The sequence below is a fragment of the Cedecea lapagei genome, assembly GCF_900635955.1.
Taxonomy (GTDB): domain Bacteria; phylum Pseudomonadota; class Gammaproteobacteria; order Enterobacterales; family Enterobacteriaceae; genus Cedecea; species Cedecea lapagei.
In genome coordinates, this window is the sequence record NZ_LR134201.1 from 3,952,251 (window position 1) to 3,976,229 (window position 23,979).

Consider the following 23,979-nt stretch of genomic DNA (forward strand, 5'->3'; position numbering starts at 1 on the left):
TGTGGCTGTGAGCTTCTACCCTATACCCATAGCTCGCTAAGTAAAACGACGAAAGCCAGTCACAGGGACTGGCTTTTGTATCGGTATGTTACCTGACTAGCGTGGCTAAGGGCGTTTACGTCCCATAAACAGGCTGACCAGGAACAGAATAATCCCGACAATAAAGACAATTTTTGCAGCACCTGCAGCGGTACCCGCCAGTCCACCGAAGCCCAGAGCCGCAGCGATCAATGCAATAACCAGAAAAATAATGCCCCAACGAAACATAGACTCTCCTTAACCATAGTGATCTTATCGCTTCTTGACGGGTGCCGGATGGCGAACCCGCAGGCGATAATGTGTTTTAATGGTGGAACTCACGTCTCCCGGACCCGCCCGGGAAGACGTTTCGCGTGCTGCCGTTACTTCACTTTCAGATCGTTTTTAACGCTTTTAACGCCTTCAACCGATTTTGCAATGCTTTCGGCCTTTTCGGACTGGGCGTTGGACTTCACTTCACCGGACAGCTGTACTACACCCCCGGTCGTTTCCACTTTAATGTGGCGTGAAGGCACAATGCTGTCGGCCAATAATTTCGCTTTAATCTCGCTGGTCGTTGCCGCATCACCGGCATAGCCTTTCGCCGACTCATGTTTGGCGTCGCGAACGTGGAGTTTGTCGCTGACAGAGGTCACGCCCTCCACTTTTTTGGCCGTGGCAACGGCCTGCTCGGCCTGAGCCTGATGCTCAACGAAGCCGCTCAGGGTGACCACTTTGTTTTCGGTGGTCACGGAGATATCGGTACTTTTGATGCTTTTATCATCAACAAGCGCCGCTTTCACTTTCGCGGTGATACCGCTGTCGTCCATGAAATTACCGACTTTGGCCATTGAGTTATCGATTTTTTTCCCTGCCGTGTCCGCGGTTGATTCCGTTTTATTGGCCAGGGTCTCTTCCGCAAAGGCGCTGGTGCTTGCCAGTACAGAACCCAACACAACCGCCAGCAGAGTTTTTGAAATCTTAGTCGTAGTCATCGATTAATTCCTGTAGTTTTGCTCATCATTTGAGCGTTCCCGCTTCCCGCCAGGCTGAAAATTACAGCGATAAATATCGAGATAACCGGGGAAACGATAATAACGCACCATGCAATTGTTAATTACCGGAGCTTTTATCCAATAAAGTGGTCATCACTGTGTTAAATATAGATCACAATAATAAAACTGCATGGCGAATCGATGGAAAAAGCGGCAATAACGCAGGATTAGCAGGAAATTAAGAGAATTCCGCAAGGGATTCAAAAGACAGGAAAAGTATGAAGAACGCGGCGGACGCCGCGTTCTGTCAGGCAATTAGTGCTCTCGTGTTTTACGGAAAGTCACGTCAGGGTAGCGTTCCTGGGTAATGTTCAGGTTCACCATGGTGGGTGCGATATAGGTCAGGTTATCCCCGCCATCCAGCGCCAGCTGCACTTCGTTTTTCCGTTTGAACTCTTCAAACTTCTTAACGTCACTCCCCTCAACCCAGCGCGCCGTCGCCACGTTCACCGATTCATAAATCGCTTCGACGTTATATTCGCTTTTCAGGCGAGCAACGACCACGTCGAACTGCAGAACCCCGACCGCGCCGACGATAAGATCGTTGTTGGCAATAGGACGGAACACCTGCACCGCGCCCTCCTCAGAAAGCTGAACCAGGCCTTTGAGCAACTGCTTTTGCTTAAGCGGATCGCGCAGGCGAATACGGCGGAACAGCTCCGGGGCGAAGTTCGGAATGCCGGTGAACTTCATCATCTCACCCTGGGTAAAGGTGTCGCCGATTTGAATCGTACCGTGGTTGTGCAGACCGATGATATCGCCCGGGTAGGCTTCTTCCACGTGGGAACGGTCGCCCGCCATAAAGGTCAGCGCGTCAGAAATGACGACGTCTTTGCCAATACGCACCTGGCGCAGCTTCATGCCTTTCTCATATTTGCCGGAAACGACGCGCATAAAGGCCACGCGGTCACGGTGTTTCGGGTCCATATTGGCCTGAATCTTAAAGACAAACCCGGTGAACTTCTCGTCCGCTGCTTCCACCACGCGCGTGTCTGTTTTACGCGGCATCGGCGCCGGCGCCCATTCCACCAGGCCATCCAGCATATGGTCTACGCCGAAGTTGCCCAACGCGGTACCGAAGAACACGGGCGTGATCTCGCCGGCCAGGAACAGCTCGTGATCGAATTCGTTAGAAGCGCCCTGCACCAGCTCCAGCTCGTCGCGCAGCTGCTGAGCGAGATCTTCGCCCACCGCAGCGTCAAGTTCCGGGCTGTTCAACCCCTTCACGATACGCACTTCCTGGATGGTGTGGCCTTTACCGGTCTGGTAGAGGTAGGTTTCATCTTTATAAAGATGGTAAACCCCTTTAAACAGCTTGCCGCAGCCGATTGGCCAGGTAATTGGCGCGCAGCCAATCTTCAGCTCGCGCTCAACCTCATCCAGCACTTCCATCGGGTCGCGGATATCGCGGTCCAGCTTGTTCATAAAGGTGATGATCGGCGTATCGCGCAGGCGGGTAACTTCCATCAGCTTGCGGGTACGATCTTCTACGCCTTTCGCGGCGTCGATCACCATCAGACAGCAGTCAACGGCGGTCAGGGTACGGTAGGTATCTTCGGAGAAGTCCTCGTGCCCCGGAGTATCCAGCAGGTTAACCAGGCTGTCGCGGTACGGGAACTGCATCACCGAGGTGGTAATCGAGATCCCACGCTGTTTTTCCATCTCCATCCAGTCGGATTTCGCATGCTGGCTGGAGCCACGGCCTTTTACCGTCCCGGCGGTCTGAATCGCCTGTCCGAACAGGAGCACCTTTTCGGTGATGGTCGTTTTACCGGCATCCGGGTGGGAGATAATGGCAAAAGTGCGGCGTTTCGCCACCTCCTGCAAATAAGGAGACAAAGTCATAATTACATCTTCTGTAAGTGCGCGCGGCCTTGAGCCACGCGGCGAGTGAACGTTATTTGGCGGCTATTTTACCCATCATTGCGGGTTTAACAATCAACAATCATGGCTTACACAGCAGTTGCTCCAGTTCACTTAACGAGGTGACCTGCCAGGTCGGCTCGATCCCTTCTGGCGCGGTGCGCCCATGGGCGTTAAGCCAGCAGGTTGCTATCCCGGCGTTAATGCCGCCAAGAATGTCGGACTCAGCCGTGTCGCCGACCATCAATACCCGGTCGCGCGGAGGCTGCTTCATCTGCTCAAAGGTGTAGTCGAAAATACGACGGTCGGGTTTTGCTACGCCCACCTGCTCGGAGATAACCAGCAGGTCGAAGTAGTCGCGCAGGCCGGTACGCTCAAGGCGGATCTGCTGAAGCGCAGTGAAGCCGTTGGTGATAATGCCAAGTTTAACCTTGCCCTTCAGCGCATTCAGCAGCGACACGGCCCCCGGCAGCGGGGCGCAAATTTCTGCCATTGCGGATAAAAAGGCGGCGTTCAGCTCGGCAGACGGCACATTCAGCCGGTCGGCCCAGTCTTCAAAACGCCTGAGCTGAAGCTGAAGCGCGGTAATGGCACCGTTCTGGTAGTCCACCCACAGCGGCTTGTTCACCGCCTGGTACTCCTGGAAATCATCCGCGGTAAAGGTCACGCTATAGTCGAGAAACATCCGCTGTAAACCGCCAAATGCGTCAAAAGTAAACAGCGTTTCGTCCGCATCAAATAAAATCCAGTCCCAGTTCATCCACACACCTTTTAAACATTAACCGAGGGGGAGCGCCATCACGATCGCGTCTTCCCGACCTTCTTTTGCCGGGTAATAGTTGCGACGCACCGTCGCTTCATTAAAGCCCAGGCTTTCATACAGGGTTCTTGCCGCAACGTTGGAGGCACGGACTTCCAGCCACAGCGTAAAGACGTCCCGCTTCTCAAGCTCGAGAATAAGATGTTCAAGCAGCGCTTTTCCAAGCCCCTGCCGCTGGTATGCCGGATCGACCGCGATGTTAAACAGCGTGGCTTCGTCGAGAATGACCTGCGTCACCGCAAAAGCGGCAAGTTTGCCATCCACGTCGAGCCGTAAATTGAAGTAGCGTTCGCCCTGATTGCTGGCAAAGGTTTTTTCACTCCAGGGAAACGCATGACTGCGCAGCTCAATGGCATACGCCGCCGCCAAATCATTCGGCGTCAGGGAAGATATCGTGTTCATGTTCGCAAATTTGTTGCCACAGCGCCTGTCGCGCATTGCCGTTGTGATAAAGCTCGTCCAGCGCGGGGGAAGCGAGCTGTGCTCCGCTCAGCGTCAGCGGCTGCTCCACGCCCAGGCGCCAGCTGTTGCAGCGGCTGTCGGGCGGCATCATCGCGGCGCGCTCCGGCGTCAGCTGCATCACTTGCTCAGGACGTAAAGCCATACTGCGTAAGATGTCCTTCACCAGCGGATCGTTCAGCGCCGGTAGCGCCTCGGCGACCATCACCAAACGCACGCCAGCCGGCAAAGAGACCGCAATTTCACCCTGCAAAGCCGTCGGACGGCGCAGCACCCACTGGGTAATACCCAGCTGCTGTAACTGCCAGTCGCGTCGGGAAGGGGAAGTCATAGCGAAACCTGTCGAGAGCGTCATTAGGGCGGCAAATATAGCAAATTCATCGAATCCACGCCATTAAAGCTCTATAATCCACGTTCTGATTTTCCAGGAGCAATTTAATGAGTGCGTTTACCCCGGCGAGTGAAGTACTGCTGCGCCACAGCGATGATTTTACCGAGAGCCGTGTGTTGTTTGCCGGTGACATGCAAGACGATCTGCCGGCGCGTTTCGACACCGCCGCCAGCCGCGCCCACACCCAGCAATTCCACCACTGGCAGGTATTAAGCGCGCAGATGGGTGAGAACGCACAGTACGGCCTGGTGGCCAGTGCGGATGACGTTGCCGACAGCAATACGCTTATCTACTACTGGCCAAAGAACAAGCCTGAAGCCCAGTTCCAGCTGATGAACATTCTGTCGCTGATGCCGGTCGGCACCGATGTCTTCGTCGTCGGCGAAAACCGCTCCGGCGTGCGCAGCGCCGAGCAGATGCTGGCTGACATCTGCCCGCTGACCAAAATCGACAGCGCACGCCGCTGCGGCCTCTATCACGGCCGACTTGAGCAGCAGCCCGCGTTTGATGAAAATAGCTGGTGGGGCGAATATCCACATGAAGGGATGACGGTGAAAACCCTGCCTGGCGTCTTCAGCCGCGACGGCCTGGATACCGGCAGCAAGCTGCTGCTCTCCACGCTGACGCCGCACACTAAAGGCAAGGTGCTGGATGTGGGCTGCGGCGCTGGCGTGCTGGCCATCACCCTCGCCAGCCACTCGCCAAAAGTTCGCCTCACGCTAAGCGACGTAAGCGCGCCTGCGGTGGCCGCCAGCCGTGCAACGCTTGCGGCTAACGGCATTGAAGGTGAAGTGATCGCCAGTAACGTTTACTCGGAGATCGGCGGTCGTTTCGACATGATTATTTCGAACCCACCGTTCCACGACGGCATGCAGACCAGCCTCGACGCGGCGCATCAGCTTATTCGCGGTGCAGCACGGCATCTGAATATGGGCGGCGAGCTGCGCATCGTGGCGAACGCCTTCCTCGCCTATCCGAACGTGCTGGACGAAGTGTTTGGCAGCCATGAAGTTATTGCCCAAACCGGCCGTTTTAAAGTCTATCGTGCCGTTCTGACGCGCGCGGGCAAAAAGCGCTAAGCACGCTTTAGCGCCGCTTTTTGCATCAGTCAGGAAAGCGGCGCCAAATTAAGTGTTGACGAAGTTCAGAAAACATCTAGAATGCGCCTCCGTGGTTGTGATACTTCGGTATTACAGGTATGCGAAGGTGGCGGAATTGGTAGACGCGCTAGCTTCAGGTGTTAGTGTTCTTACGGACGTGAGGGTTCAAGTCCCTCTCTTCGCACCAACACAACCACGAAAGATATCGTTCGCACTGCGCGAAGGTGGCGGAATTGGTAGACGCGCTAGCTTCAGGTGTTAGTGTTCTTACGGACGTGAGGGTTCAAGTCCCTCTCTTCGCACCAATGCGAAGACGATATCAAAGCTCTTCAGAGGCAAATCTGAAAACTGTGCGAAGGTGGCGGAATTGGTAGACGCGCTAGCTTCAGGTGTTAGTGTCCTTACGGACGTGAGGGTTCAAGTCCCTCTCTTCGCACCACTTCTTATGAAGTGACCCTCTTTTTCTCTCCCGCCGTATTATTTCATCGTTCCCAGATTCATCATAATCAGCAGTAGCCCACTGGCAAATGCGACACACGATGGCAGCAAAACAAAGTGCCGTAACGTCTTGTGATAGAGCATCAGCGCCGTAGCGAGCAGCCCAACCACCACCAGCACCCGCCACTGGCTGAAAGAGAGATCCATCCAGGCCAGCAGCGCGACGGCAAGACCCGCCACCATAACACTCCAGCCACCTTCCAGTCGTCGTTGCAGCATCTTCACGCCCCATCCATGATAATGAGAACCAATATCATATGATAAAAATTCTCAATTGTCAGCGTAAAAACGTGGATGCACTATCGCTGAAATAGCCGAGGTTGACGCGGCATTTAATGACAGATTTTCAGTAAGGTGATAGATTGAGCGCCGGCTTTAATTTGCCCTATAAAAATTCCAATAGTTGCCAGAAAAGCAGCTCGCCCGCTTTTCATTTATACGACACACACAACATCTGACGCACTGACCCAACACATAACCGTTCTATGACAGCCCAAACCTGGCGAGCCTTACTCAAAGCGAAGCATCAGCTTTCTTTACGTTTATTTTTGCTGCTTAACGCCCTGGCAGCCGCTTTTTCTATGCTCTTTTCCCTGCATTCGGTGCTGCGCCTTACGCCGCCGGTTATTGCTATTCTGCTCGCCAGCCTGACGCTGCTTGCCTGGCAAATCAGGGATAAAAAACGGTTAATAAACCTGAATATTGCCTCTTTCTTTTTCGGGTTATTATGGGCGCTGCACATTTTTCTTAAAAACGAAGCCATCGGCCATCCCGATACCTCATTTCTGGTTATCAGCCTGATGTCTGTGCTTTTTATTGGCGCCATTTCGTTTATTAATAATATCGTGCCCTTCCTGCTGCAAAGCCTGCCCGTCGCATTGGTTGTGCTCTGGCTGGGGGATGTCGATCAGTGGCTGCGGGTGCTTTACTCTATCGCGCTGCCCGCCATAGGCATCACCATTCAGCATATTATTCAAAAACGTAACGACTGGTTTACCCAGCGGCTGATGAATCAGTTGCTCGAAGAGAAAGAGACGCTGAGCGACCTCAGCATGCTCGATCCTCTGACCGGGCTATACAACCGCCGGGGCTTTCAAAATCGTCTCGAGCATATTCAGGCCTCCGGCCCCGGCAGCCATTACGTTCTGCTGCTGGATATCGATTATTTCAAGTCCTACAACGATCACTACGGCCATGCGATGGGCGATCAGGCGCTGATCCGCGTTTCGGCCGCCATCCGTGACGCAGTGCGCTCGAGAGATATCGTCACTCGCTACGGTGGGGAAGAATTTATGGTTATGCTCACCAACATCGACGCTGAGCGTGCGCTGCAGTCTGCGGAAAGGATCCGCCAGCGCGTTTTCGATCTGGACATTCCCCATATGTTCAAGAACCAGGCCACGACCAACGTCACCGTCAGTATCGGGATGGCGCCCTTTAGCGAAGGCAGCATTGATGATGCCCTCAGGCTGGCGGACAAAGCGCTGTATCAGGCGAAACACCGCGGGCGAAACAGCATTCTGACCCACGAAATGGTCACTGTGAATTGACCTATCCTCAGAAATAATGTGGTTGTATGCTGGCAGCTTATTGTTCATATTTCAGACAACAATAATATGCCGCTCAAGGCTACATTTCATCTCTCTGAGGAATAATAATGGCTTACGCTTTTCCTGCGCTCGTCGTGCTTCCCGTTCTCCTTCTCACCGCCTGTGCCAACAATAACGCCGGCAAACTTCAGGTCAACGGCCAGCCGCTGACCAGCGATCCGGCCTATGTTTTGCAGCACCTTATCCCGATGCTGCCCGTCACCAGCGGCTGTCGTGAAAAGCCTAAATCCGTCGCCGTAGCCCTGATCAGTAAATCGGATGATATCCGCACCAATTCCGCCGGAACAGCGCTGATTTCGGGTTCAGCGAAAGAGGCCTGGAACTTTGACGCCTGCGGCCGTATCGTCCCGATGTATGTAACCTACTCCTTCTTCCCTGACGGCAAAACGGCCTACAAATTCTCCGGGAAATAAAGAGCACGACGATACACGCGCCAGATCGCAAAAACCGTCATCCATCAGCGCCCGCGGCGAAATCACCTTGCCAGGGCGCGCGCGCATAGTTAGGATTGATAATCATTCTTATTTAGAAAGGTTACCGGCGAGAGTATGGCGCTCCACTCCCTTCAGCTCAGCGATGACGGCGGCTGCTTTGTGCTCCCAGGGCCCCCAACGGCGCGTCCGCTGGCCGATACCCTGCGAGACTATTTCGCCACCCACCGTCCTTACTTCAACGACATCATAAAATTTAATGAGCCTGCACCTGCCGCGACGATGACGCTAAGCGAGTGGCGGCAACCTGTCGTGCTGGCTTCCCTGATGGCGACCTTTGGCGACCACATCTACCGTCACCAGCCCGGAGTTTCCCGGGCGCATAAGCCGCTCCACTCCCTGTGGGCGCAGTGGTATATCGGCCTGCTGGTGCCGCCGATGATGATGGCGTTGCTGACCCAGCCTGAGGCGCTGAACATTGCTCCTGAGCAGATGCAGGTTGAGTTCCACGAAACGGGGCGAGCCAAATGCTTCTGGATTGAGGTAGAAGAAAATAGCCTGGCGAGCAGGCTCCCGCTGCGCCTTCGCCTGGAGCGGTTTATTACCGATGGCCTGATGCCGGTTGTGGCGGCGCTGGCGGCCAGCGAAGAGATCCACGCCCGTCTTATCTGGAGCAACACCGGCTACCTGATCAACTGGTTCTTTGGCGAGCTGAAACCTCCTGCTGGAGGCGCAGAGTCTGACAACGCTGGTGAATGCCTGCTTCTTTGAAAAACAGCTTTCATGCGGCCGGGAAAATCCGCTCTATCGCACCGTGATCCCTCGTGAAGGAGTGTTGGTCAGAAGTACCTGCTGCCAGCGCTACAAGCTGCCCGACGTCGAAAGCTGCGGCGACTGCACCCTGAAAGAGTAAACGGCGGGTTTCCCCGCCGCTCTTCTTCTGCTTAGCCATTAAGCCAGCTGTTGGTTCCCCTCCTCGCTCGCCCTTTGCGCCTCTTCTTTCTCCTGCTCCAGCAGTTGCTTCTCGTACACTTTGAAGAACGGGAAGTAGATGATGGACGAGATGCAGGCCAGCAGAATCACCAGGATTGCCGCGCGGAAGTCCCATCCCAGCGCCCAGGCGGCTCCGATAGGTGCCGGCGCCGTCCAGGGAACAACGGAAATTACGCGACCAATCAGATCCAGCTTCATTGCGCCCCAGGCCAGCACGGCGTTAACCATTGGCGCCAGCAGGAACGGAATGAAGAACACCGGGTTCATCACAATCGGCGTACCAAAGATGACCGGCTCGTTAATGTTAAAGCAGGTCGGCACGATGCTAAGGCGGCCGATAGAACGCAGGTGGGCTGATTTACTGCGCAGATAGCAGATAACCAGCCCCATTGTCGCCCCGGAACCGCCAACCACGATAAAGAAGGTCCAGAACGCCTCCATAAAGATATGCGGCAGCGGTGCACCGGCAGCCAGCGCGCCCTGATTTAGCCCCAGGTTAGTCAGCCAGAACATCTGCAGCATCCCGGAGACAATCGCCGCCCCATGAATGCCCGCGAACCACAGCAGGTGCGCAATCAGCACCGCCAGCAGAATCGCAGGCAGGGAATCCGCAGCCGACACCAACGGCTTAAACAGCGCCATAATGGCCTGCGGGATCAGCATATCGAACTGGGACTGGATAAACAGGCTCAGCGGATAGAGCGTCAGCACCACCACCAGCACCGGGATCAGCAGGTCAAAGGAGTTTTTGATCATCGGTGGCACCTGGTCCGGCAGCTTAATGCCGATGTTGTGCGCCTTCAGGAATCGCATCATCTCTACGCAGTAAATCGCCACCATAATCGCGGTAAAAATACCGGTGCCGCCAAGGCTATCCACCGGCAGCGTCCCCTTGGTTTTCGGGGCCGCTACCACGAGGAAGGCCATCAACGACAGCATGGCGCACATAAAGGGATCCAGCCCGTGCGATTTGACATAATGCTTGCCCAGATTGTAGGCAATGGCCGCACAAATATAGATAGACATGATGCCCATCGTCATATCAAACGGCGTCAGAATTTGTCCCTCAAACTGCTTCGCCAGATCGAGCCAGGCGCGGGCAAAGCCCCAGGTTGTGGTGGGCGAAAACGGCGGATAGGCAAAGACCAGCAGGAACGAACCGACAATCATGAACGGCATCGCTGAAATAAATCCGTCGCGAATGGCCATGACGTGGCGCTGTGAAGAAATACGGCCAGCAACAGGGCTAACGTAGTTTTCAACAAAGCGAAAAATTAAATTAAATGCAGGGTGGTTGGCAGACATAGTGGCTCTCCTGTCAGGCTATCAACGCGAGTGCATCGGCGAGAATTCTGGCGCCGCGCATCATTCCGTAATCCATAGAGTTAATGACCGTGACCGGGATCCGTTTGGGAGCGGCCTGAGCCTTAAAATCTTCCAGACGGGATTTGATCTGCGGACCGAGTAAACAGCAATCAAATTCAGGCATAGCATCCGTGAACTCTTCAACACCCACCGCCTTGATCTCAACCTCAATCTGTTGATCCCGGGCGGCCTGTTTCATCCTGTTCACGACCATACTGGTAGACATACCAGCGGCACAGCACAAAAGGATACGTTTCATAGACGACTCTTATTATTGGGTACAGGGGTGGTTACGGAACTCAGTATTCCTCGCGGAACTTATTCCTGCAACCGGTTACCGTAACCGGTTTCAGTGATTGTGAAGGAGATCCAGAAATTTCTGACAAGGCGGGTGTGAGGTAAGTATAAGCGGTTTACAGAAAGCACAAGCTTATGCGAAATTATTTGCCACCCGGATCAGGAGAAAATCATGAGTTTGCAGTCCGTGCGGCAATTCTTCGCCGACCATGCCCCCGATATCGATATCATCGAGCTAAACCAAAGCACCGCCACCGTCGCGCTTGCCGCCGCTGCCCACAATGTTGCCCCCGGGCAAATAGCCAAAACGCTCTCATTGAAGGTCAAAAACGACATTATTCTGATCGTCGCAAAAGGCGATGCTCGTCTTGATAATAAGAAACTTAAAGAGGCTTTTGGCGCTAAGGCGCGCATGCTCAGCAGCGATGAAGTGGTGAACTGGACCGGGCATCCGGTTGGCGGCGTCTGCCCTTTTGGGCTGGAAAACCCGCTGGCGGTGTTCTGCGACATTTCGCTGCGCCAGTATGATGAAGTGTTGCCTGCCGCAGGCGCTATCCACAGCGCCGTTCGCATCTCTCCGGAACGACTGGCCGAATTAACGCAGGCCAAATGGGTGGACGTCTGCCAGTAATTGCGGTTTAAGTGACTCAAAGCTTGATCTGGCCCTGCTCAGAAAGAGAGACGCTCATGTTAAATGGATAAACATTAAGCGGATCTCATTCTCTTTCGTCAGGATCAAGCATGCAGCCAGATGTTGCTCCCCAGCGGGACGTCACTCGTTTATGTATTCAGTGTGCGCTCTTTTTACTGCAGCACGGAGCAGAAAGCGCACTCGTGGAAGAGCTTTCCACCCGGCTGGGTAAAGCGCTGGGTATGGACAGCGTGGAAAGCTCAATCTCCGCCAACGCCATCGTCCTTAGCACCATTAAAGACAACCAGTGCCTGACAACTACGCGAAAAAATGTCGATCGCGGCATCAATATGCATGTCGTCACCGAGGTACAGCACATCGTGATCCTCGCCGAGCACAGACTGCTTGATGCCGGGGACGTTCTTAAGCGTTTTGAACACATCAAGCCGCTGCGCTACCCGCGCTGGCTGGTGGTGCTGATGGTCGGTCTTTCCTGCGGCTGCTTCTGCAAACTGAACAACGGCGGCTGGGACGGGGCGCTGGTCGCCTTTATTGCCAGCTCGGTGGCGATGTCGGTGCGCCAGCTTCTGACGATCCGCCAGCTTCACCCGCAGATCAGCTTCTGCGTTACCGCCTTCGTCGCTACCAGCGTCTCCGGGCTGCTGATCGCCAGAGGCCCGTTTGCCGACACCTCAAGCATCGCAATGGCCGCAAGCGTGTTACTGCTGGTCCCCGGCTTCCCGCTGATCAACGCCGTTGCCGATATGTTCAAAGGTCACGTCAACACCGGCCTGGCTCGCTGGGCGATGGCCAGCCTGCTCACGCTTGCGACCTGTCTCGGCGTGGTAATGGCGATGTCGCTGTGGGGGCTACGGGGATGGGCATAATCGAGTTCACTCTGGCTCTGCTTCAGGATATGGCGCTGTCTGCCGTTCCGGCAGCGGGTTTTGCGCTGGTGTTTAACGTCCCTCAGCGCGCCCTGCCTTACTGCGCCCTGCTCGGCGGCATCGGTCACGGCTCGCGTATGGCGATGATGACCGCAGGCCTGAACATCGAATGGAGCACTTTTCTGGCTTCAATTCTGGTCGGCATCATCGGTATTCAGTGGTCGCGCTGGTATCTTGCGCACCCGAAAATCTTTACCGTTGCGGCAGTCATTCCTATGTTTCCGGGGATCTACGCCTACACCGCCATGATCTCGATGGTAAAATTGACGCACTTTGGCTACAGCGATCCGCTGATGATCCTGCTGGTCACCAATTTCCTGAAGGCTTCGTTTATCGTGGGCGCACTCTCCATTGGCCTCTCGCTGCCGGGGCTGTGGCTCTATCGCAAAAAGCCCAGAGTCTGATCAATACCGGCCAGAAAAGTGCCGCAAAATAAAACTTGCGATTTAATCGTGCGCTATCTATATTGAGCAACATGAAGAAGAGACCGACCGAAACGAACGCTCTGCTGCTGGATAACCAGCTTTGCTTTGCGCTCTATTCCGCCAACCTGGCGGTAAACAAGCTCTACCGCCAGCTGCTTGCGCCGCTGCAGCTCACCTATCCGCAATATCTGGTGATGCTGGTGCTGTGGGAGCAGGACGATGTGACGGTGTCGCAAATTGGCGAGCGCCTGTTTCTGGACTCCGCTACCCTGACGCCCCTGCTGAAGCGGCTGGAAAGCGCCGGGCTGCTTTTACGCCAGCGCTCTCGCGAAGATGAACGCCAGGTGGCCGTCACGCTGACTCCGCAAGGCAAAACGCTGCAGGAAAAAGCGCAGAGCATTCCTGATTCCGTGCGCTGCGCTTCGGCCTGCAGCGTGGACAGTATGCTGGCGCTTAAGGCGCAGCTGGAGTCGCTGCGTAGTAACCTAAACACGTAATTATCAAGCGTCGATATTTTCGGCGTTTTTTAAAACAGCCTATAAATAGCGCGCTATTTTATAGCGCAAACTTAAAGTACGATAAGGAACCTGCCATGTCTTTAGAAAAAGTCGTTTATACCGCAAAAGCCAAAGCCACCGGCGGCCGTGAAGGCCGTGCAACCTCTTCCGACGGCGTGCTGGACGTTAAGCTGGGCCTGCCAAAAGAGATGGGTGGCGCTGGCGGCGAGGTGACTAACCCCGAGCAGCTGTTTGCGGCGGGTTATTCTGCCTGCTTCCTCGGCGCGCTGAAATTTGTCTCCGGCCGCGACAAAATCGCCATGCCGTCCGACGCATTCATTGAAGGCGAAGTTGGTATTGGGCCATTGCCGACCGGTTTCGGTATTGAAGCGAAGCTGAACATTCACCTGCCGGGGATGGACGCAGCCGAAGCCAAAAAACTGGTTGATGCGGCACACATCGTTTGCCCTTATTCCAACGCGACCCGCGGCAACATCGACGTGACGCTGAATATCATCAGCTGATAGTAAGGGGCCGGGAAACCGGCCTTTTATCCTAAATCCCGGCTTTAAGACAACTCTCAATCCCCCAGCCTCAGGTCAAAGCGCTATACTCTCGCCTGAAATCTCCTGCACCGCAGGCAAACAAAGCGAGTACCGATAAGATGAAAACAAGGAACAGAACTCTCTGCGCAATAGCGCTGACGGCGGCCTTTTTCACCGGCCAGGCCACCGCAGCAAGCTGGCAGGATCAGCTTTCCAGTGCAGCAAACGAGCTGAGCAAAAGCGGCTCCACGGCAACCAGCGCCGACGCCCAGAATGGCGGTCTTTCTCTCTCTTCATTAACCAGCCTGCTTAACGGCAACAGCAAGTCTCTTAGCTCAAACACGATGACCAATGCGGCCGGCGTGATGGAATACTGCGCGAAGAACAAACTGGCTTCCGTCACCAATACCGACAACATCAAAAATCAGCTGATGACAAAACTGGGTCTGGAAAGCAGCACCCAGCCTGCCGACAAGCAGGACTACAATCAGGGCCTGATGGGCCTGCTAAATACGGCGAACGGCCAGAAGCTGGATCTGAACAGCATCGGCAACTCGCCGCTGGCTGAAAAGGTCAAAACCAAAGCCTGCGATCTGGTGCTCAAACAGGGCATGAATTACCTGTCGTAACGGCACAAAAAAATGGCCTCTTGCTAAGAGGCCATTTTGTTTTAGTTTGCCAGCGAGCAGCTATAGTCCAGCATCTCTTCCGCCGAGCCCTGGTTACCGCCCAGCAGTTGGCGAGGGTTAGCCAACAGCACCACATCTCCTTTTGCCGTGACTACTCGCGCCAGACCAAAATTATCCATCTCATCGCCCTGGGCCTTCACATACTCCGCCAGCACGGTAAACGGATTAGCTTCCGCAGGCACTTTTCGCGCCAGATATTTATGCCCAAGAATTTCTGCGCCAAACGGCTGCCACTGGTCACTCACCTTATCAGCAAGCTGGTTAATGGACTGGTAAACCTCAGGCCGCAGGCAGGACAGGTGAATATGCAGCTGGTTCTGCGAACGCCCGTAGCGGGAATTGATAGCCAGCACCAGATCATCGTCTCTCACCGCTTTCGTGGTTTCATCCAGCAGATAATGGCGATTTTCCCACGCGTCCAGGAAGTAGTTGGGCGCGCCGTTTTCGAGGATCTTCGGACTCTCGATGCCGCTGATTTTATCCGTCGGCATCAGCAGGGTATGCAGCGGGCCTTTGGCATCTTTGAACACCAGGTAGCGCTGTGCCAGGTCGACTTTCAGGCAGGGTGCCGGCGAGCTATTCTGCTGCTGGTTGGGAATGCACTGCTGGCTAATGATATTCCACAGAGCATCACCGTGGCGATGCAGCAGCCACAGACGAATAGCGACGGCGGCCACCAGTAAAATCAGCAGCACAACCACCACGCGCAGGATCTTTTTCATGTCAGGTTTTCCTTGTAAAAAATCAGGGGACTTTTCGTTGTTGTAATTCACGGACAATCAGCTGAAAGCAGGCCTCAATTTGCGGTGCAAACGGCCCGGGGCTGCGCATCAGCGCCACGGTCCGACTCAGGGAGGGCTGCTGGAGATGAATCACCTTCAGCTTCGGGTCCTGTAGCCAGGTGGTGTAGAGCTGCGGCAGGATCGCCACCGCCAGCTGCGAGCGAACCAGGCCATAAAGCGTCTCAATAAAATCAACCTGATAGCGAGCATTCAACGTCAATCTCTGACTTTCAGCCATCGCCGCCACCAGCCGGCTAATATTCCCTTTCGAAAACAGGGCGATGTCTCGCTTCACCAGGCTCCGCCAGGGAGCATGGCTGGAGTCTGCCAGAGGATCGTGACAATTGACGACGGCCACAAAGGGATCGTCCTGAAGCGGATGGATCTCCAGCGTTTCAGGCACTGAACTGTCCAGCGCGCCCAGCCCAAAGTCCAGCTGACCGCTCTCAAGCTGGGCGATCAGCGCATCGTTGGTCCGGTCATGAAACTCCACGCGCAGACGGGGGAAAGCCTCTGCAATACGTTGAGGAATATCAGGGAACAGCAGGCTGCCCACCGACGGCACCAGCCCAATTCGCAGCGTGCCGTCACCGCCGTCCTGAACAATGCGCTGCATATCGTCAAACGCTCGCTGCGCGACGTTGAGCACGCGTTCAGCGTGAGGCAGCAGGGCCGCGCCTAAATCCGTCAGCGTTACGGCGGCGGCGGTGCGGTTGACCAGCTTCCCGCCGAGCACGGATTCGATCTGCCGCAGCGCGCTACTCAGCGCGGGCTGGCTAATGGCGAGCCGGTTGGCGGTGTCGGTAAAATGACGAAGTTTGGCCAGCGTCACAAAATACTGGATCTGTTTTAACGAGAGAGCGGGAAGTCGCTGCCAGGGTTCAGCCATGGGAATCAGGGGTTACCAGGTAAACGTTTGCCACAGGATAAACGTTTCTTATCGGCTGATAAATTAAATCATCTGGGCAAAGCGCTTTCCCCTGCCTAGAGTAGCCGCCAGACCCTCTTTTTCGGAATCCAGCCATGACCTCTGCTGATTTACGCCGCCGCGCGGTAAAAGCTGCCCTCGGCGAAGCTTCTTTCGACCTGCTCCTGACCAATGGCCGGGTTGTCGATATGGCAACGGGCGAAATCCGCGAAGCGGATGTCGGTCTCATCGGCACGCTTATCGCCAGCGTTCATCCTCGTGGTAGCCGCAAAGATGCCGCTCAGATCCACGATCTGGCCGGAAGCTACCTCAGCCCAGGCTTGATGGATACTCACGTACACGTTGAGAGCTCCCATCTGCCTCCCGCTCGCTATGCCGAAATCGTCGTAGCTCAGGGCACCACGACCATCTTCTGGGACCCGCACGAGCTGGCAAATGTGCTGGGTATCGAGGGCGTGCGTTATGCCGTAGACGCCAGCCGCAATTTGCCGCTGCGCGTGATCTGCGCGGCGCCGTCCAGCGTGCCTTCAACGCCAGGGCTGGAAATGTCTGGCGCAGATTTTGCCGGTAAAGAGATGGAAACCCTGCTCTCGTGGCCTGAGGTTGCGGGCGTAGCTGAAGTTATGGATATGCACGGCGTGCTTAACAGCAGTGAGAGAATGCTGGAAATTCTCAACGCCGGGCTGGAGAGCGGAAAACTGATTGAAGGCCATGCACGCGGCCTTAGCGGAGCAGGACTACAGGCCTACCTTGCCGCTGGCGTGACTTCCGACCATGAGCTCACCTCTGCGGCCGACGCGCTGGAAAAGCTACGTGCAGGGCTAACCCTCGAAATCCGTGGCTCCCACCCTTATCTGCTGCCTGAGATCGTTGAAGCTCTTAACGGCCTGCCGCATCTTTCCTCGCAGGTCACCGTCTGCACCGATGATGTGCCGCCGGATATGCTGCTGGCGAAAGGCGGTATTGTTGCCCTGCTTAACCTGCTTATTGAGCACGGTATGAAGGCTACGGACGCTTTGCGTCTGGCCACGCTGAATGCTTCACTGCGCCTGCAGCGCCCGGATCTCGGCCTGATAGCCGCCGGCCGTACCGCCGACCTGGTGGTATTTGATTCGCTGGAAACCCTAAGCGCCAAAACCGTTTACGTCGCCGGTAAGCTCGTCGCCGAACGGGGAAAAATGCTGGAGCCCGTCGCGTCACCGTCTATTGTTCCCCCGCGAGATACTGTCCGGCTGCAGCAGCTGAGTCCAAACGATTTTGTTCTCAAGGTGCCGGTGAACAACGGGCGTGCTCGCCTGCGCCATATCAAAGGCGCTCGTTTTACCCAGTGGAGCGAAGTCGAGGTGGAAGTCCGCAACGGCGAAGTCCTGCTACCTGAAGGCTTCAGCCTGATTTGGGTTCAGCACCGCCATGGCCGCCATGAGGCAAAACCTCAGCTGGCGCTGCTGGAAGGCTGGGGAGAACTGCGCGGTGCAATAGCCACCACCTACTCGCACGACTCGCATAACCTCGTCGTCCTCGGCAGAGATCCGCAGGACATGGCGCTCGCCGCTAACGAGCTGATCGCCTGTGGAGGCGGTATGGCGCTTAGCCAGAACGGGCAGATGCTGGCTAAGGTAGAAATGCCGATCGCCGGGATGCTCTCCGATCTGCCTGCCGCCGAGCTGGCGGAGCAGTTTGCTCAACTTCGTGAACTGAGCAATAAAGTCGCCGACTGGGAGCCGCCGTACCGCGTGTTCAAGGCTATCGAAGGTACCTGTCTGGCCTGTAACGCCGGGCCACATTTGACCGATCTTGGCCTGACGGATGGCAGTACTCGCCAGATCGTCGATCCGCTTATTGAATGCCACGAACACCCGGCAGACGCACACACAACACATTAATCCGGAGAGCCAAATAATGGCCGAAAATTCAGTGACTCAGGCCGCCAGTGAAAGCTGGCTGGAGCGGCGATTCCAGCTTCGCAGCCGCCAAAGCAAAGTGAAAACCGAATGCCTCGCGGGCGTCACCGGCTTTCTTGCCGCCGCTTACCTTCTGGTCGTTATCCCCGGCCTGCTTGCCGTGGGCGGCATGGATAAGGGCGCGGCGACCACAGGGACGATTATCGTCTTCGTCATCGGCACTCTGCTGATGGCGTTTTACGGCAATCTGCCGTTTATTGTCGGGCCGGGCATCGGCGGCTCGGTGCTGGTCGGCGTAACGCTAGCCGGAAGCGAGCATATCGGCTGGCAGATTGGCCTCGGCATAGCCTGCTGGTCCGGTATTCTGTTCTTTGCTCTGACCCGTCTTGGCCTGCGTGAAGTGGTCACGCGCTCGGTACCGCAGTCGATCAAGCTTGGGCTTACGGCCTCCATCGGCCTGTTCGTTGCGGTGCTGGGCTTCCGCAACGCCGGGCTGGTGCTGGCAAACGCCAAAACCAACGCGCTGGCGCTCGGCGACTTTACTTCTGCCGGGGCAATTGTGGCCCTGTGCGGCCTGTTCCTGGCGATTGCGCTTCAGGCTCGCCGCGTACCGGGTGCCATTCTGTGGGCGATTCTGTTTGCCACATTGGTCGGCATTCCTCTGGGCGTCACCCACCTGCCGCAAAGCTTTATCGCGATGCCGCACTCGCTGGCGCCGGTGTTGGGCCACGTCGATATGCTCGGCGCGCTGAACATCGCCTTCCTGCCGTTCCTGTTTGTCTTCTTTGCGTCGGAATTTTTCTCCACCATGGGCACCACGCTGGCGGTAGGCGGCGAAGCCGGGCTGCTGGACGAACACGGCAACATGCAGCACATCAACAGGCCGTTTATGGTCGACTCTATTGCCGCCGCGCTTGGCCCGTGGGTCGGCATTCCGGCGGCTACGGCGCTGATCGAGTCCTCGGCGGCGGCAGAAGCCGGCGGTAAAACCGGCCTGACCGCGCTGGCGGCAGCGGTAATGTTCCTGCTGATGCTGCTGTTCACGCCTGTCGCCCTGATGATCCCTAAAGAAGCCACCGCGCCCGCACTGATCCTTATCGGCCTGAACATGTTCAGCGGCCTGCGCAAGGTGGATCTGGGGAACTTTACCGACGGCCTGCCGGTACTGATGATGGTGATGATCACGCTTATCGCCAACAGCTTCGGCACCGGGATCGCCGGCGGCCTGCTGTTCTACATCATCATTAAAGTGATTGCCGGTAAGTGGCGTGAAATCCCGGTGGGGCTTTATCTGCTGGCCATTCCGCTGGTCTACTACTTCGCAACGTTGGTGAAGCACTAGAAACAGAAAAGCCCTCTTTCGAGGGCTTTTTTCTCAGCGGCTGATTTAGCCGTTGCTCTGGATCTTCTTGATAATATTGGTAGTGGAGCAGCCATCTTCGAAGTTCAGCACCATCACCTCACCGCCGTTGGCCCAAACTTCCTGGCTGCCGGCAATCTGCTCTGGCTTATAGTCGCCACCTTTCACCAGCCGATCCGGCAGGATCTCACCAATCAGGCGCTGCGGGGTGTCTTCTTCAAACAGCACAACCCAGTCCACCGCTTCCAGCGCCGCCAGCACGATCATTCGCTGATCCTGGGGGTTAACCGGCCGCGTTTCCCCTTTCAGGCGTTTGGTTGAAGCATCGCTGTTTACCGCAACAATCAGGCGATCGCCAAGCTTGCGGGCGTTTGCCAGATAAGAAACGTGACCTGCATGCAGAATATCGAACACGCCGTTGGTCATCACCACACGCTCGCCGCGCTTGCGGGCAGCGGCGACAGCAACTTTCAGCTCGGCTTCGGTCATCACGCCAAAACCTGTTTCCGCGCGACCTCGAACCGCGTTTTCCAGCTCAACCGGAGAAACGGTAGAGGTCCCCAGCTTGCCGACAACCACGCCCGCCGCCGCATTCGCAAAGTAGCAGGCTTCTTCCAGCGAGTTCCCCGCGGCCAGCGTTGCCGCCAGCACGCCGATCACCGTATCACCGGCACCGGTCACGTCATAGACTTCCTGCGCCTGGGTTGGCAGATGGAAAGGTTCAATCCCCGGCTGCAGCAGCGTCATGCCCTGCTCGGAGCGAGTCACCAGCAGCGCCGACAGTTCATAATCGGCAATCAGCTTCATGCCGCGCTCAACCAGCTCGGCTTCGGTCTTGCACTTGCCAACCACGGCTTCAAATTCGGAAAGGTTTGGGGTCAGCAGCGTGGCGCCGCGATAACGCTCAAAGTCGGTGCCTTTCGGGTCGATAAGCACCGGCACCTTTGCTTCACGAGCGAGGCGAATCATCTGCTGTACGGAAGCCAGCGCGCCTTTTGCGTAGTCAGAAAGCACCAGAGCGCCAATCTGCGGCAGAGCCTGGCTGATGCGCTCGTGCAGCGGTTCAGGATCGACGCCCTCAAACCCTTCTTCAAAATCGAGGCGAATCAGTTGCTGGTTACGGGACAGCACGCGCAGCTTGGTAATCGTCGGGTGAGTCGGAACGGAAACGAAGTCGCACTTCACGTTAACCCCGGCCAGGCTTTGGCTGAGCGCGCGAGCCGCATCGTCAATACCGGTCAGGCCAACCAGGCGAGAATTTGCCCCCAACGAAGCAATGTTCATCGCTACGTTAGCCGCGCCGCCGGGGCGTTCTTCGATGGTATCGACTTTCACTACCGGCACCGGAGCTTCCGGCGAAATACGGCTGGTTGGGCCGTACCAGTAGCGATCCAGCATCACATCACCAACCACCATGACGCCTGCACGGCTGTATTCGGGCAGCGTTACTTTCATTCCTAACTCTCCAGCGAGGGATAAAATTTTGCGCGGGATGATAACATAATTATGCCTCCGCGCGCGTTTGCGGCTCGCCCAACCACTTCCGCCAGCTGCGTTGCACCTGCTCACGCTCCTCAACAAAGGCTTCCAGCGCAACGTTTCCGGGCAATTCCTGCAGCGCCAGATGGTGCAATTCATCACGCAGCGTGACATAGGCGTGGGTCAGGGCTTTGGCCTCGGCTTCGTCCATAATGTCGTTCTGCGCCATTAATTCCAGAATACGCACGTTATCGGACCAGCGCGTGAGCTTTGGCGCCTCGCTGGCATAGCGCAGCACCAGATATTGCGTAATAAATTCGATATCGGTGATCCCGCCCTCATCGGCTTTAATATCAAAGCGATCGCGGTGTTTATTGCCCAAATGAGCGCGCATTTTTTCACGCATCTCGCGCACTTCAACCTGCAAGCCTTCTCCTTCCCGCGGCGTGCACAGGATCTCGCGGCGAATGGCATCAAACTGGCGGTTAAGGGCCGGGTCGCCGTACACCACGCGGGCGCGAACCAGCGCCTGATGTTCCCAGGTCCAGGCTTCATTCTTCTGATAATCAGCAAAAGATTCAGCGGTAGTCACCAGCATACCTGCCGCCCCGGATGGCCTGAGGCGCGCGTCAACTTCGTACAAAATCCCGGTCGAGGTACGCGTGCTGAACAGATGCATGATGCGCTGCGCCAGGCGCAGATAAAACTGGCGACCATCGATTTCACGCTCGCCGTCGGTCATCACTTCCATCGGGCAATCGTGCAGGAAGACCAGGTCGAGATCGGAGCTATATCCCAGCTCCCAGCCGCCCAGTTTGCCGTAGCCCAGAACGGCAAAGCCTCGCCCCTCTCTGTCCTGCAGATGGCGAGGCTGGCCATAGCGCGCCACCATTTGCATCCAGGCACGCTGTATCACCGCATCAAGAATAGCCTCGGCAAGCCAGGTCAGGTGATCGCTAACTTTCATGACCGGCAGAGTGCCCGCGATATCGGCAGCCGCCACACGCAGCATCTGCGCCTGTTTGAACTGGCGTAATGCTTCCAGCTGCTGCTCTTCATCTTCGTCCGGCACGCGAAGCAGATACTGGCGGAGTTCGTCGCGATAGGCATCGGTTGCCGTTGGCTGATACAGCGTATTGGGATCAAGCAGCTCATCCAGCAGCAGAGGATAGCTGGCAAGCTGCGCGGCAATCATCGGCGAGGCTGCGCACAGCGTAATCAGGTGTTTGAGCGCGCCAGGGAATTCGCTGAGGAGTTCCAGATAGGTCGTGCGGGTGAGGATCCCAAACAGCAGCGGCGTTAACCGGGAAAACGTTAGCGGCGCGTCGGCCCTGGAGCAGACTTCGCTCAACAGGTTCGGCAGCAGCTGATCCAGCACCTGACGACCCCGTGGGCCGATGGTACGTTTATCGATTTCCTGCCGGAAATGGCTAACCTGCTTCAGCAGCTCGGCCCTCGCCTCGGCGGTTAAATGGCTAAGTACCGCCGTGTTTTCATCCGCGTCCAGGGCGTCAATCCAGAGCTCACGCCAGGCTTCAGAGATTTTATCCTCCTCGGCTTCGGGCTCATCGTCACCAATCAGATCGTTAAAGACCTGACGCACGTCGTTCATATGCAGCTGCAGCGTCTGCTGAAGCGCATCCCAGTCCTCCGCCTGCATCGCCCACGCCAGGCGAGCCCGGTTGAGATCGTCACCCGGCAAGGTTTGCGTCTGTTCGTCATTGATACTTTGCAGCAGGTTCTCCAGCCGACGAAGATAGAGGTAGGCGTTGCGGAGTTTCAGCGCATCTTCTTCCGCAAGCAGATGGAGCTGCTGGATAGCTTCGAGGGTTGGCAACAGAGAGCGGGACTGCAGCGAAGGCTCTCGCCCGCCGCGGATAAGCTGGAAGACCTGAACGATAAACTCGATTTCGCGAATACCGCCCGCACCGAGCTTAATGTTGTCCGTGAGCCCCCGACGGCGGACTTCGCGGGCAATCATGCCCTTCATATTACGCAGGGACTGGATCACGCTAAAATCGATGTAGCGACGGAAAATAAACGGCCGCAACATGTTACGCAGCTCCTGGCTCCACACGTCGTCGTTGTCGCCCATAATGCGCGCTTTCACCATCGCATAGCGCTCCCAGTCGCGCCCCTGCTCCTGGTAATAATCTTCCAGCGCGGCAAAGCTGAGCACCAGCGGGCCGCTGTCGCCAAACGGACGCAGACGCATATCCACGCGGTAAACAAAACCATCCTGCGTAGGCTGGTCGAGAACTTTAATCAGGCGCTGCCCCATGCGGGTAAAGAACTGGGCATTATCAAGCTCGCGCCGTCCGCCCTGGGTTGAACCGTTTTCCGGCCAGGCAAAAATCAGGTCGATGTCCGAGGAGAAGTTCAGCTCGCCGCCGCCCAGCTTGCCCATGCCAAGAATGAGCAGCGGCTGCGGCTCTCCGGCAGCATTGCAGGGTGTGCCCCACTCGCGGCAGCAGGCGGCATAGAGCCAGTCGCGGGCGGCGACAATCAGCGTTTCAGCCAGCACGCTGAGCTGTTGCAGCGAACTTTGCGTATCGACCTGTTCCAGCGCCTGCGCCCAGGCAATCCTCACCATGATACGACGGCGGAAAAAACGCAGCGCTTTCATCAACGCCGCTTCATCGTGTATATCCTGTAAATCCTGCTGGAGCCAGGCGGCATAATGCCGCCATTCGTCAGCCTTCGGCGCGTCCTGCTGCAAGGTTTGCAGCCAGGCGGGATACGCCACCACGCTGTCACCAACAAAATCACTTATCGCCAGCACCGCGCGAGCCTCGTCGCTCAGTGTCAGGGAGTCAATCTCTTGCGGCAGGCGCGGCAAAAACGCCTGCAGGTGCTGCTGTAATAAAGGAGTCAGCGATATCATGGTGGGTATCC

At 56.3% G+C, this 23,979-nt stretch carries 24 protein-coding genes, 3 tRNA genes and 1 pseudogene; 15 read left to right on the plus strand and 13 right to left on the minus strand.

Annotated elements, in window-relative coordinates; genetic code table 11:
* Positions 1 to 105: 105 nt before the first annotated feature.
* The 6 genes from EL098_RS19190 to EL098_RS19215 form a co-directional block, all read right to left on the minus strand.
* A complete protein-coding gene (locus EL098_RS19190; protein ID WP_032299797.1) occupies positions 106 to 267 on the minus strand; it encodes a DUF1328 domain-containing protein in 162 nt (53 codons plus the stop codon).
* A 134-nt stretch (positions 268 to 401) separates the two neighbouring features.
* Positions 402 to 1,013: a molecular chaperone OsmY gene (gene osmY / locus EL098_RS19195; protein WP_126357642.1), complete on the minus strand. Its 612-nt coding sequence runs from the start codon at positions 1,011 to 1,013 to the stop codon at positions 402 to 404.
* Positions 1,014 to 1,328: 315 nt separating this feature from the next.
* Positions 1,329 to 2,918, minus strand: coding sequence for a peptide chain release factor 3 (prfC, locus tag EL098_RS19200; RefSeq protein ID WP_126357643.1), 1,590 nt, complete (start codon positions 2,916 to 2,918; stop codon positions 1,329 to 1,331).
* A gap of 100 nt (positions 2,919 to 3,018) precedes the next feature.
* Positions 3,019 to 3,696, minus strand: a complete 678-nt coding sequence (gene yjjG / locus EL098_RS19205) for a pyrimidine 5'-nucleotidase (RefSeq protein ID WP_126357644.1) — start codon at positions 3,694 to 3,696, stop codon at positions 3,019 to 3,021.
* An 18-nt stretch (positions 3,697 to 3,714) separates the two neighbouring features.
* Entirely contained in the window at positions 3,715 to 4,158 is a 444-nt protein-coding gene (gene rimI, locus EL098_RS19210) for a ribosomal protein S18-alanine N-acetyltransferase (protein ID WP_126357645.1), read from the minus strand.
* A complete protein-coding gene (locus tag EL098_RS19215) occupies positions 4,127 to 4,546 on the minus strand; it encodes a DNA polymerase III subunit psi (protein ID WP_126357646.1) in 420 nt (139 codons plus the stop codon). The genes rimI and EL098_RS19215 overlap by 32 nt, the downstream gene beginning before the upstream one ends.
* Positions 4,547 to 4,653: 107 nt before the next feature.
* On the opposite strand from EL098_RS19215, the gene rsmC reads away from it, so the two are divergent.
* From rsmC to EL098_RS19235, 4 genes are all read left to right on the plus strand, one after another.
* Complete coding sequence (gene rsmC, locus EL098_RS19220) at positions 4,654 to 5,685, plus strand: 16S rRNA (guanine(1207)-N(2))-methyltransferase RsmC (protein WP_126357647.1); 1,032 nt, start codon at positions 4,654 to 4,656, stop codon at positions 5,683 to 5,685.
* 121 nt (positions 5,686 to 5,806) lie between these two features.
* Positions 5,807 to 5,893 (plus strand) — tRNA-Leu (locus EL098_RS19225).
* A gap of 31 nt (positions 5,894 to 5,924) precedes the next feature.
* Positions 5,925 to 6,011, plus strand: a tRNA-Leu gene (locus EL098_RS19230).
* A 47-nt stretch (positions 6,012 to 6,058) separates the two neighbouring features.
* A tRNA-Leu gene (locus EL098_RS19235) sits at positions 6,059 to 6,145 on the plus strand.
* 38 nt (positions 6,146 to 6,183) lie between these two features.
* On the opposite strand, the gene EL098_RS19240 is transcribed toward EL098_RS19235, so the two are convergent.
* Positions 6,184 to 6,423 (minus strand): DUF1435 domain-containing protein, encoded by a 240-nt coding sequence (locus tag EL098_RS19240; RefSeq protein WP_126357648.1) that lies wholly within the window; start codon positions 6,421 to 6,423, stop codon positions 6,184 to 6,186.
* 266 nt (positions 6,424 to 6,689) lie between these two features.
* On the opposite strand from EL098_RS19240, the gene EL098_RS19245 reads away from it, so the two are divergent.
* From EL098_RS19245 to fhuF, 3 genes and pseudogenes are all read left to right on the plus strand, one after another.
* Positions 6,690 to 7,754 (plus strand): GGDEF domain-containing protein, encoded by a 1,065-nt coding sequence (locus EL098_RS19245; RefSeq protein ID WP_126357649.1) that lies wholly within the window; start codon positions 6,690 to 6,692, stop codon positions 7,752 to 7,754.
* 107 nt (positions 7,755 to 7,861) lie between these two features.
* Positions 7,862 to 8,227, plus strand: a complete 366-nt coding sequence (locus EL098_RS19250) for a hypothetical protein (RefSeq protein WP_126357650.1) — start codon at positions 7,862 to 7,864, stop codon at positions 8,225 to 8,227.
* A 135-nt stretch (positions 8,228 to 8,362) separates the two neighbouring features.
* A pseudogene (gene fhuF, locus EL098_RS19255) lies at positions 8,363 to 9,158 on the plus strand (siderophore-iron reductase FhuF).
* 38 nt (positions 9,159 to 9,196) lie between these two features.
* Here the strand turns inward: fhuF and EL098_RS19260 are convergent.
* A complete protein-coding gene (locus EL098_RS19260) occupies positions 9,197 to 10,543 on the minus strand; it encodes a PTS sugar transporter subunit IIC (RefSeq protein ID WP_126357651.1) in 1,347 nt (448 codons plus the stop codon).
* A gap of 13 nt (positions 10,544 to 10,556) precedes the next feature.
* Positions 10,557 to 10,862: a PTS sugar transporter subunit IIB gene (locus EL098_RS19265; protein WP_126357652.1), complete on the minus strand. Its 306-nt coding sequence runs from the start codon at positions 10,860 to 10,862 to the stop codon at positions 10,557 to 10,559.
* Between the two features lie 210 nt (positions 10,863 to 11,072).
* On the opposite strand from EL098_RS19265, the gene EL098_RS19270 reads away from it, so the two are divergent.
* The 6 genes from EL098_RS19270 (at position 11,073) to EL098_RS19295 (ending at position 14,574) form a co-directional block, all read left to right on the plus strand.
* Positions 11,073 to 11,531 (plus strand): YbaK/EbsC family protein, encoded by a 459-nt coding sequence (locus EL098_RS19270; protein ID WP_126357653.1) that lies wholly within the window; start codon positions 11,073 to 11,075, stop codon positions 11,529 to 11,531.
* A gap of 110 nt (positions 11,532 to 11,641) precedes the next feature.
* Positions 11,642 to 12,418, plus strand: coding sequence for a threonine/serine exporter family protein (locus tag EL098_RS19275; RefSeq protein ID WP_126357654.1), 777 nt, complete (start codon positions 11,642 to 11,644; stop codon positions 12,416 to 12,418).
* Entirely contained in the window at positions 12,409 to 12,882 is a 474-nt protein-coding gene (locus EL098_RS19280) for a threonine/serine exporter (RefSeq protein WP_126357655.1), read from the plus strand. The genes EL098_RS19275 and EL098_RS19280 overlap by 10 nt, the downstream gene beginning before the upstream one ends.
* A gap of 71 nt (positions 12,883 to 12,953) precedes the next feature.
* On the plus strand, positions 12,954 to 13,400 hold the full coding sequence (locus EL098_RS19285) for a MarR family winged helix-turn-helix transcriptional regulator (protein ID WP_126357656.1): 447 nt from the start codon (positions 12,954 to 12,956) through the stop codon (positions 13,398 to 13,400).
* A gap of 95 nt (positions 13,401 to 13,495) precedes the next feature.
* Positions 13,496 to 13,924 (plus strand): organic hydroperoxide resistance protein, encoded by a 429-nt coding sequence (locus EL098_RS19290; protein WP_126357657.1) that lies wholly within the window; start codon positions 13,496 to 13,498, stop codon positions 13,922 to 13,924.
* A gap of 140 nt (positions 13,925 to 14,064) precedes the next feature.
* Entirely contained in the window at positions 14,065 to 14,574 is a 510-nt protein-coding gene (locus EL098_RS19295; RefSeq protein ID WP_126357658.1) for a DUF2501 domain-containing protein, read from the plus strand.
* 41 nt (positions 14,575 to 14,615) lie between these two features.
* Here the strand turns inward: EL098_RS19295 and EL098_RS19300 are convergent, their stop codons facing one another.
* A complete protein-coding gene (locus EL098_RS19300; RefSeq protein WP_126357659.1) occupies positions 14,616 to 15,356 on the minus strand; it encodes a CDP-diacylglycerol diphosphatase in 741 nt (246 codons plus the stop codon).
* A gap of 22 nt (positions 15,357 to 15,378) precedes the next feature.
* Entirely contained in the window at positions 15,379 to 16,305 is a 927-nt protein-coding gene (locus EL098_RS19305; protein WP_126357660.1) for a LysR family transcriptional regulator, read from the minus strand.
* Between the two features lie 134 nt (positions 16,306 to 16,439).
* Between EL098_RS19305 and EL098_RS19310 the strand changes: the two genes are divergently transcribed.
* Both EL098_RS19310 and EL098_RS19315 read left to right on the plus strand, forming a co-directional pair.
* Complete coding sequence (locus EL098_RS19310; protein ID WP_126357661.1) at positions 16,440 to 18,227, plus strand: adenine deaminase; 1,788 nt, start codon at positions 16,440 to 16,442, stop codon at positions 18,225 to 18,227.
* 16 nt (positions 18,228 to 18,243) lie between these two features.
* A complete protein-coding gene (locus EL098_RS19315) occupies positions 18,244 to 19,587 on the plus strand; it encodes an NCS2 family permease (protein WP_126357662.1) in 1,344 nt (447 codons plus the stop codon).
* 45 nt (positions 19,588 to 19,632) lie between these two features.
* Here the strand turns inward: EL098_RS19315 and hldE are convergent, their stop codons facing one another.
* On the minus strand, positions 19,633 to 21,060 hold the full coding sequence (hldE, locus tag EL098_RS19320) for a bifunctional D-glycero-beta-D-manno-heptose-7-phosphate kinase/D-glycero-beta-D-manno-heptose 1-phosphate adenylyltransferase HldE (RefSeq protein ID WP_126357663.1): 1,428 nt from the start codon (positions 21,058 to 21,060) through the stop codon (positions 19,633 to 19,635).
* A 49-nt stretch (positions 21,061 to 21,109) separates the two neighbouring features.
* Complete coding sequence (glnE, locus tag EL098_RS19325; protein WP_164716909.1) at positions 21,110 to 23,968, minus strand: bifunctional [glutamate--ammonia ligase]-adenylyl-L-tyrosine phosphorylase/[glutamate--ammonia-ligase] adenylyltransferase; 2,859 nt, start codon at positions 23,966 to 23,968, stop codon at positions 21,110 to 21,112.
* Positions 23,969 to 23,979: the final 11 nt, after the last annotated feature.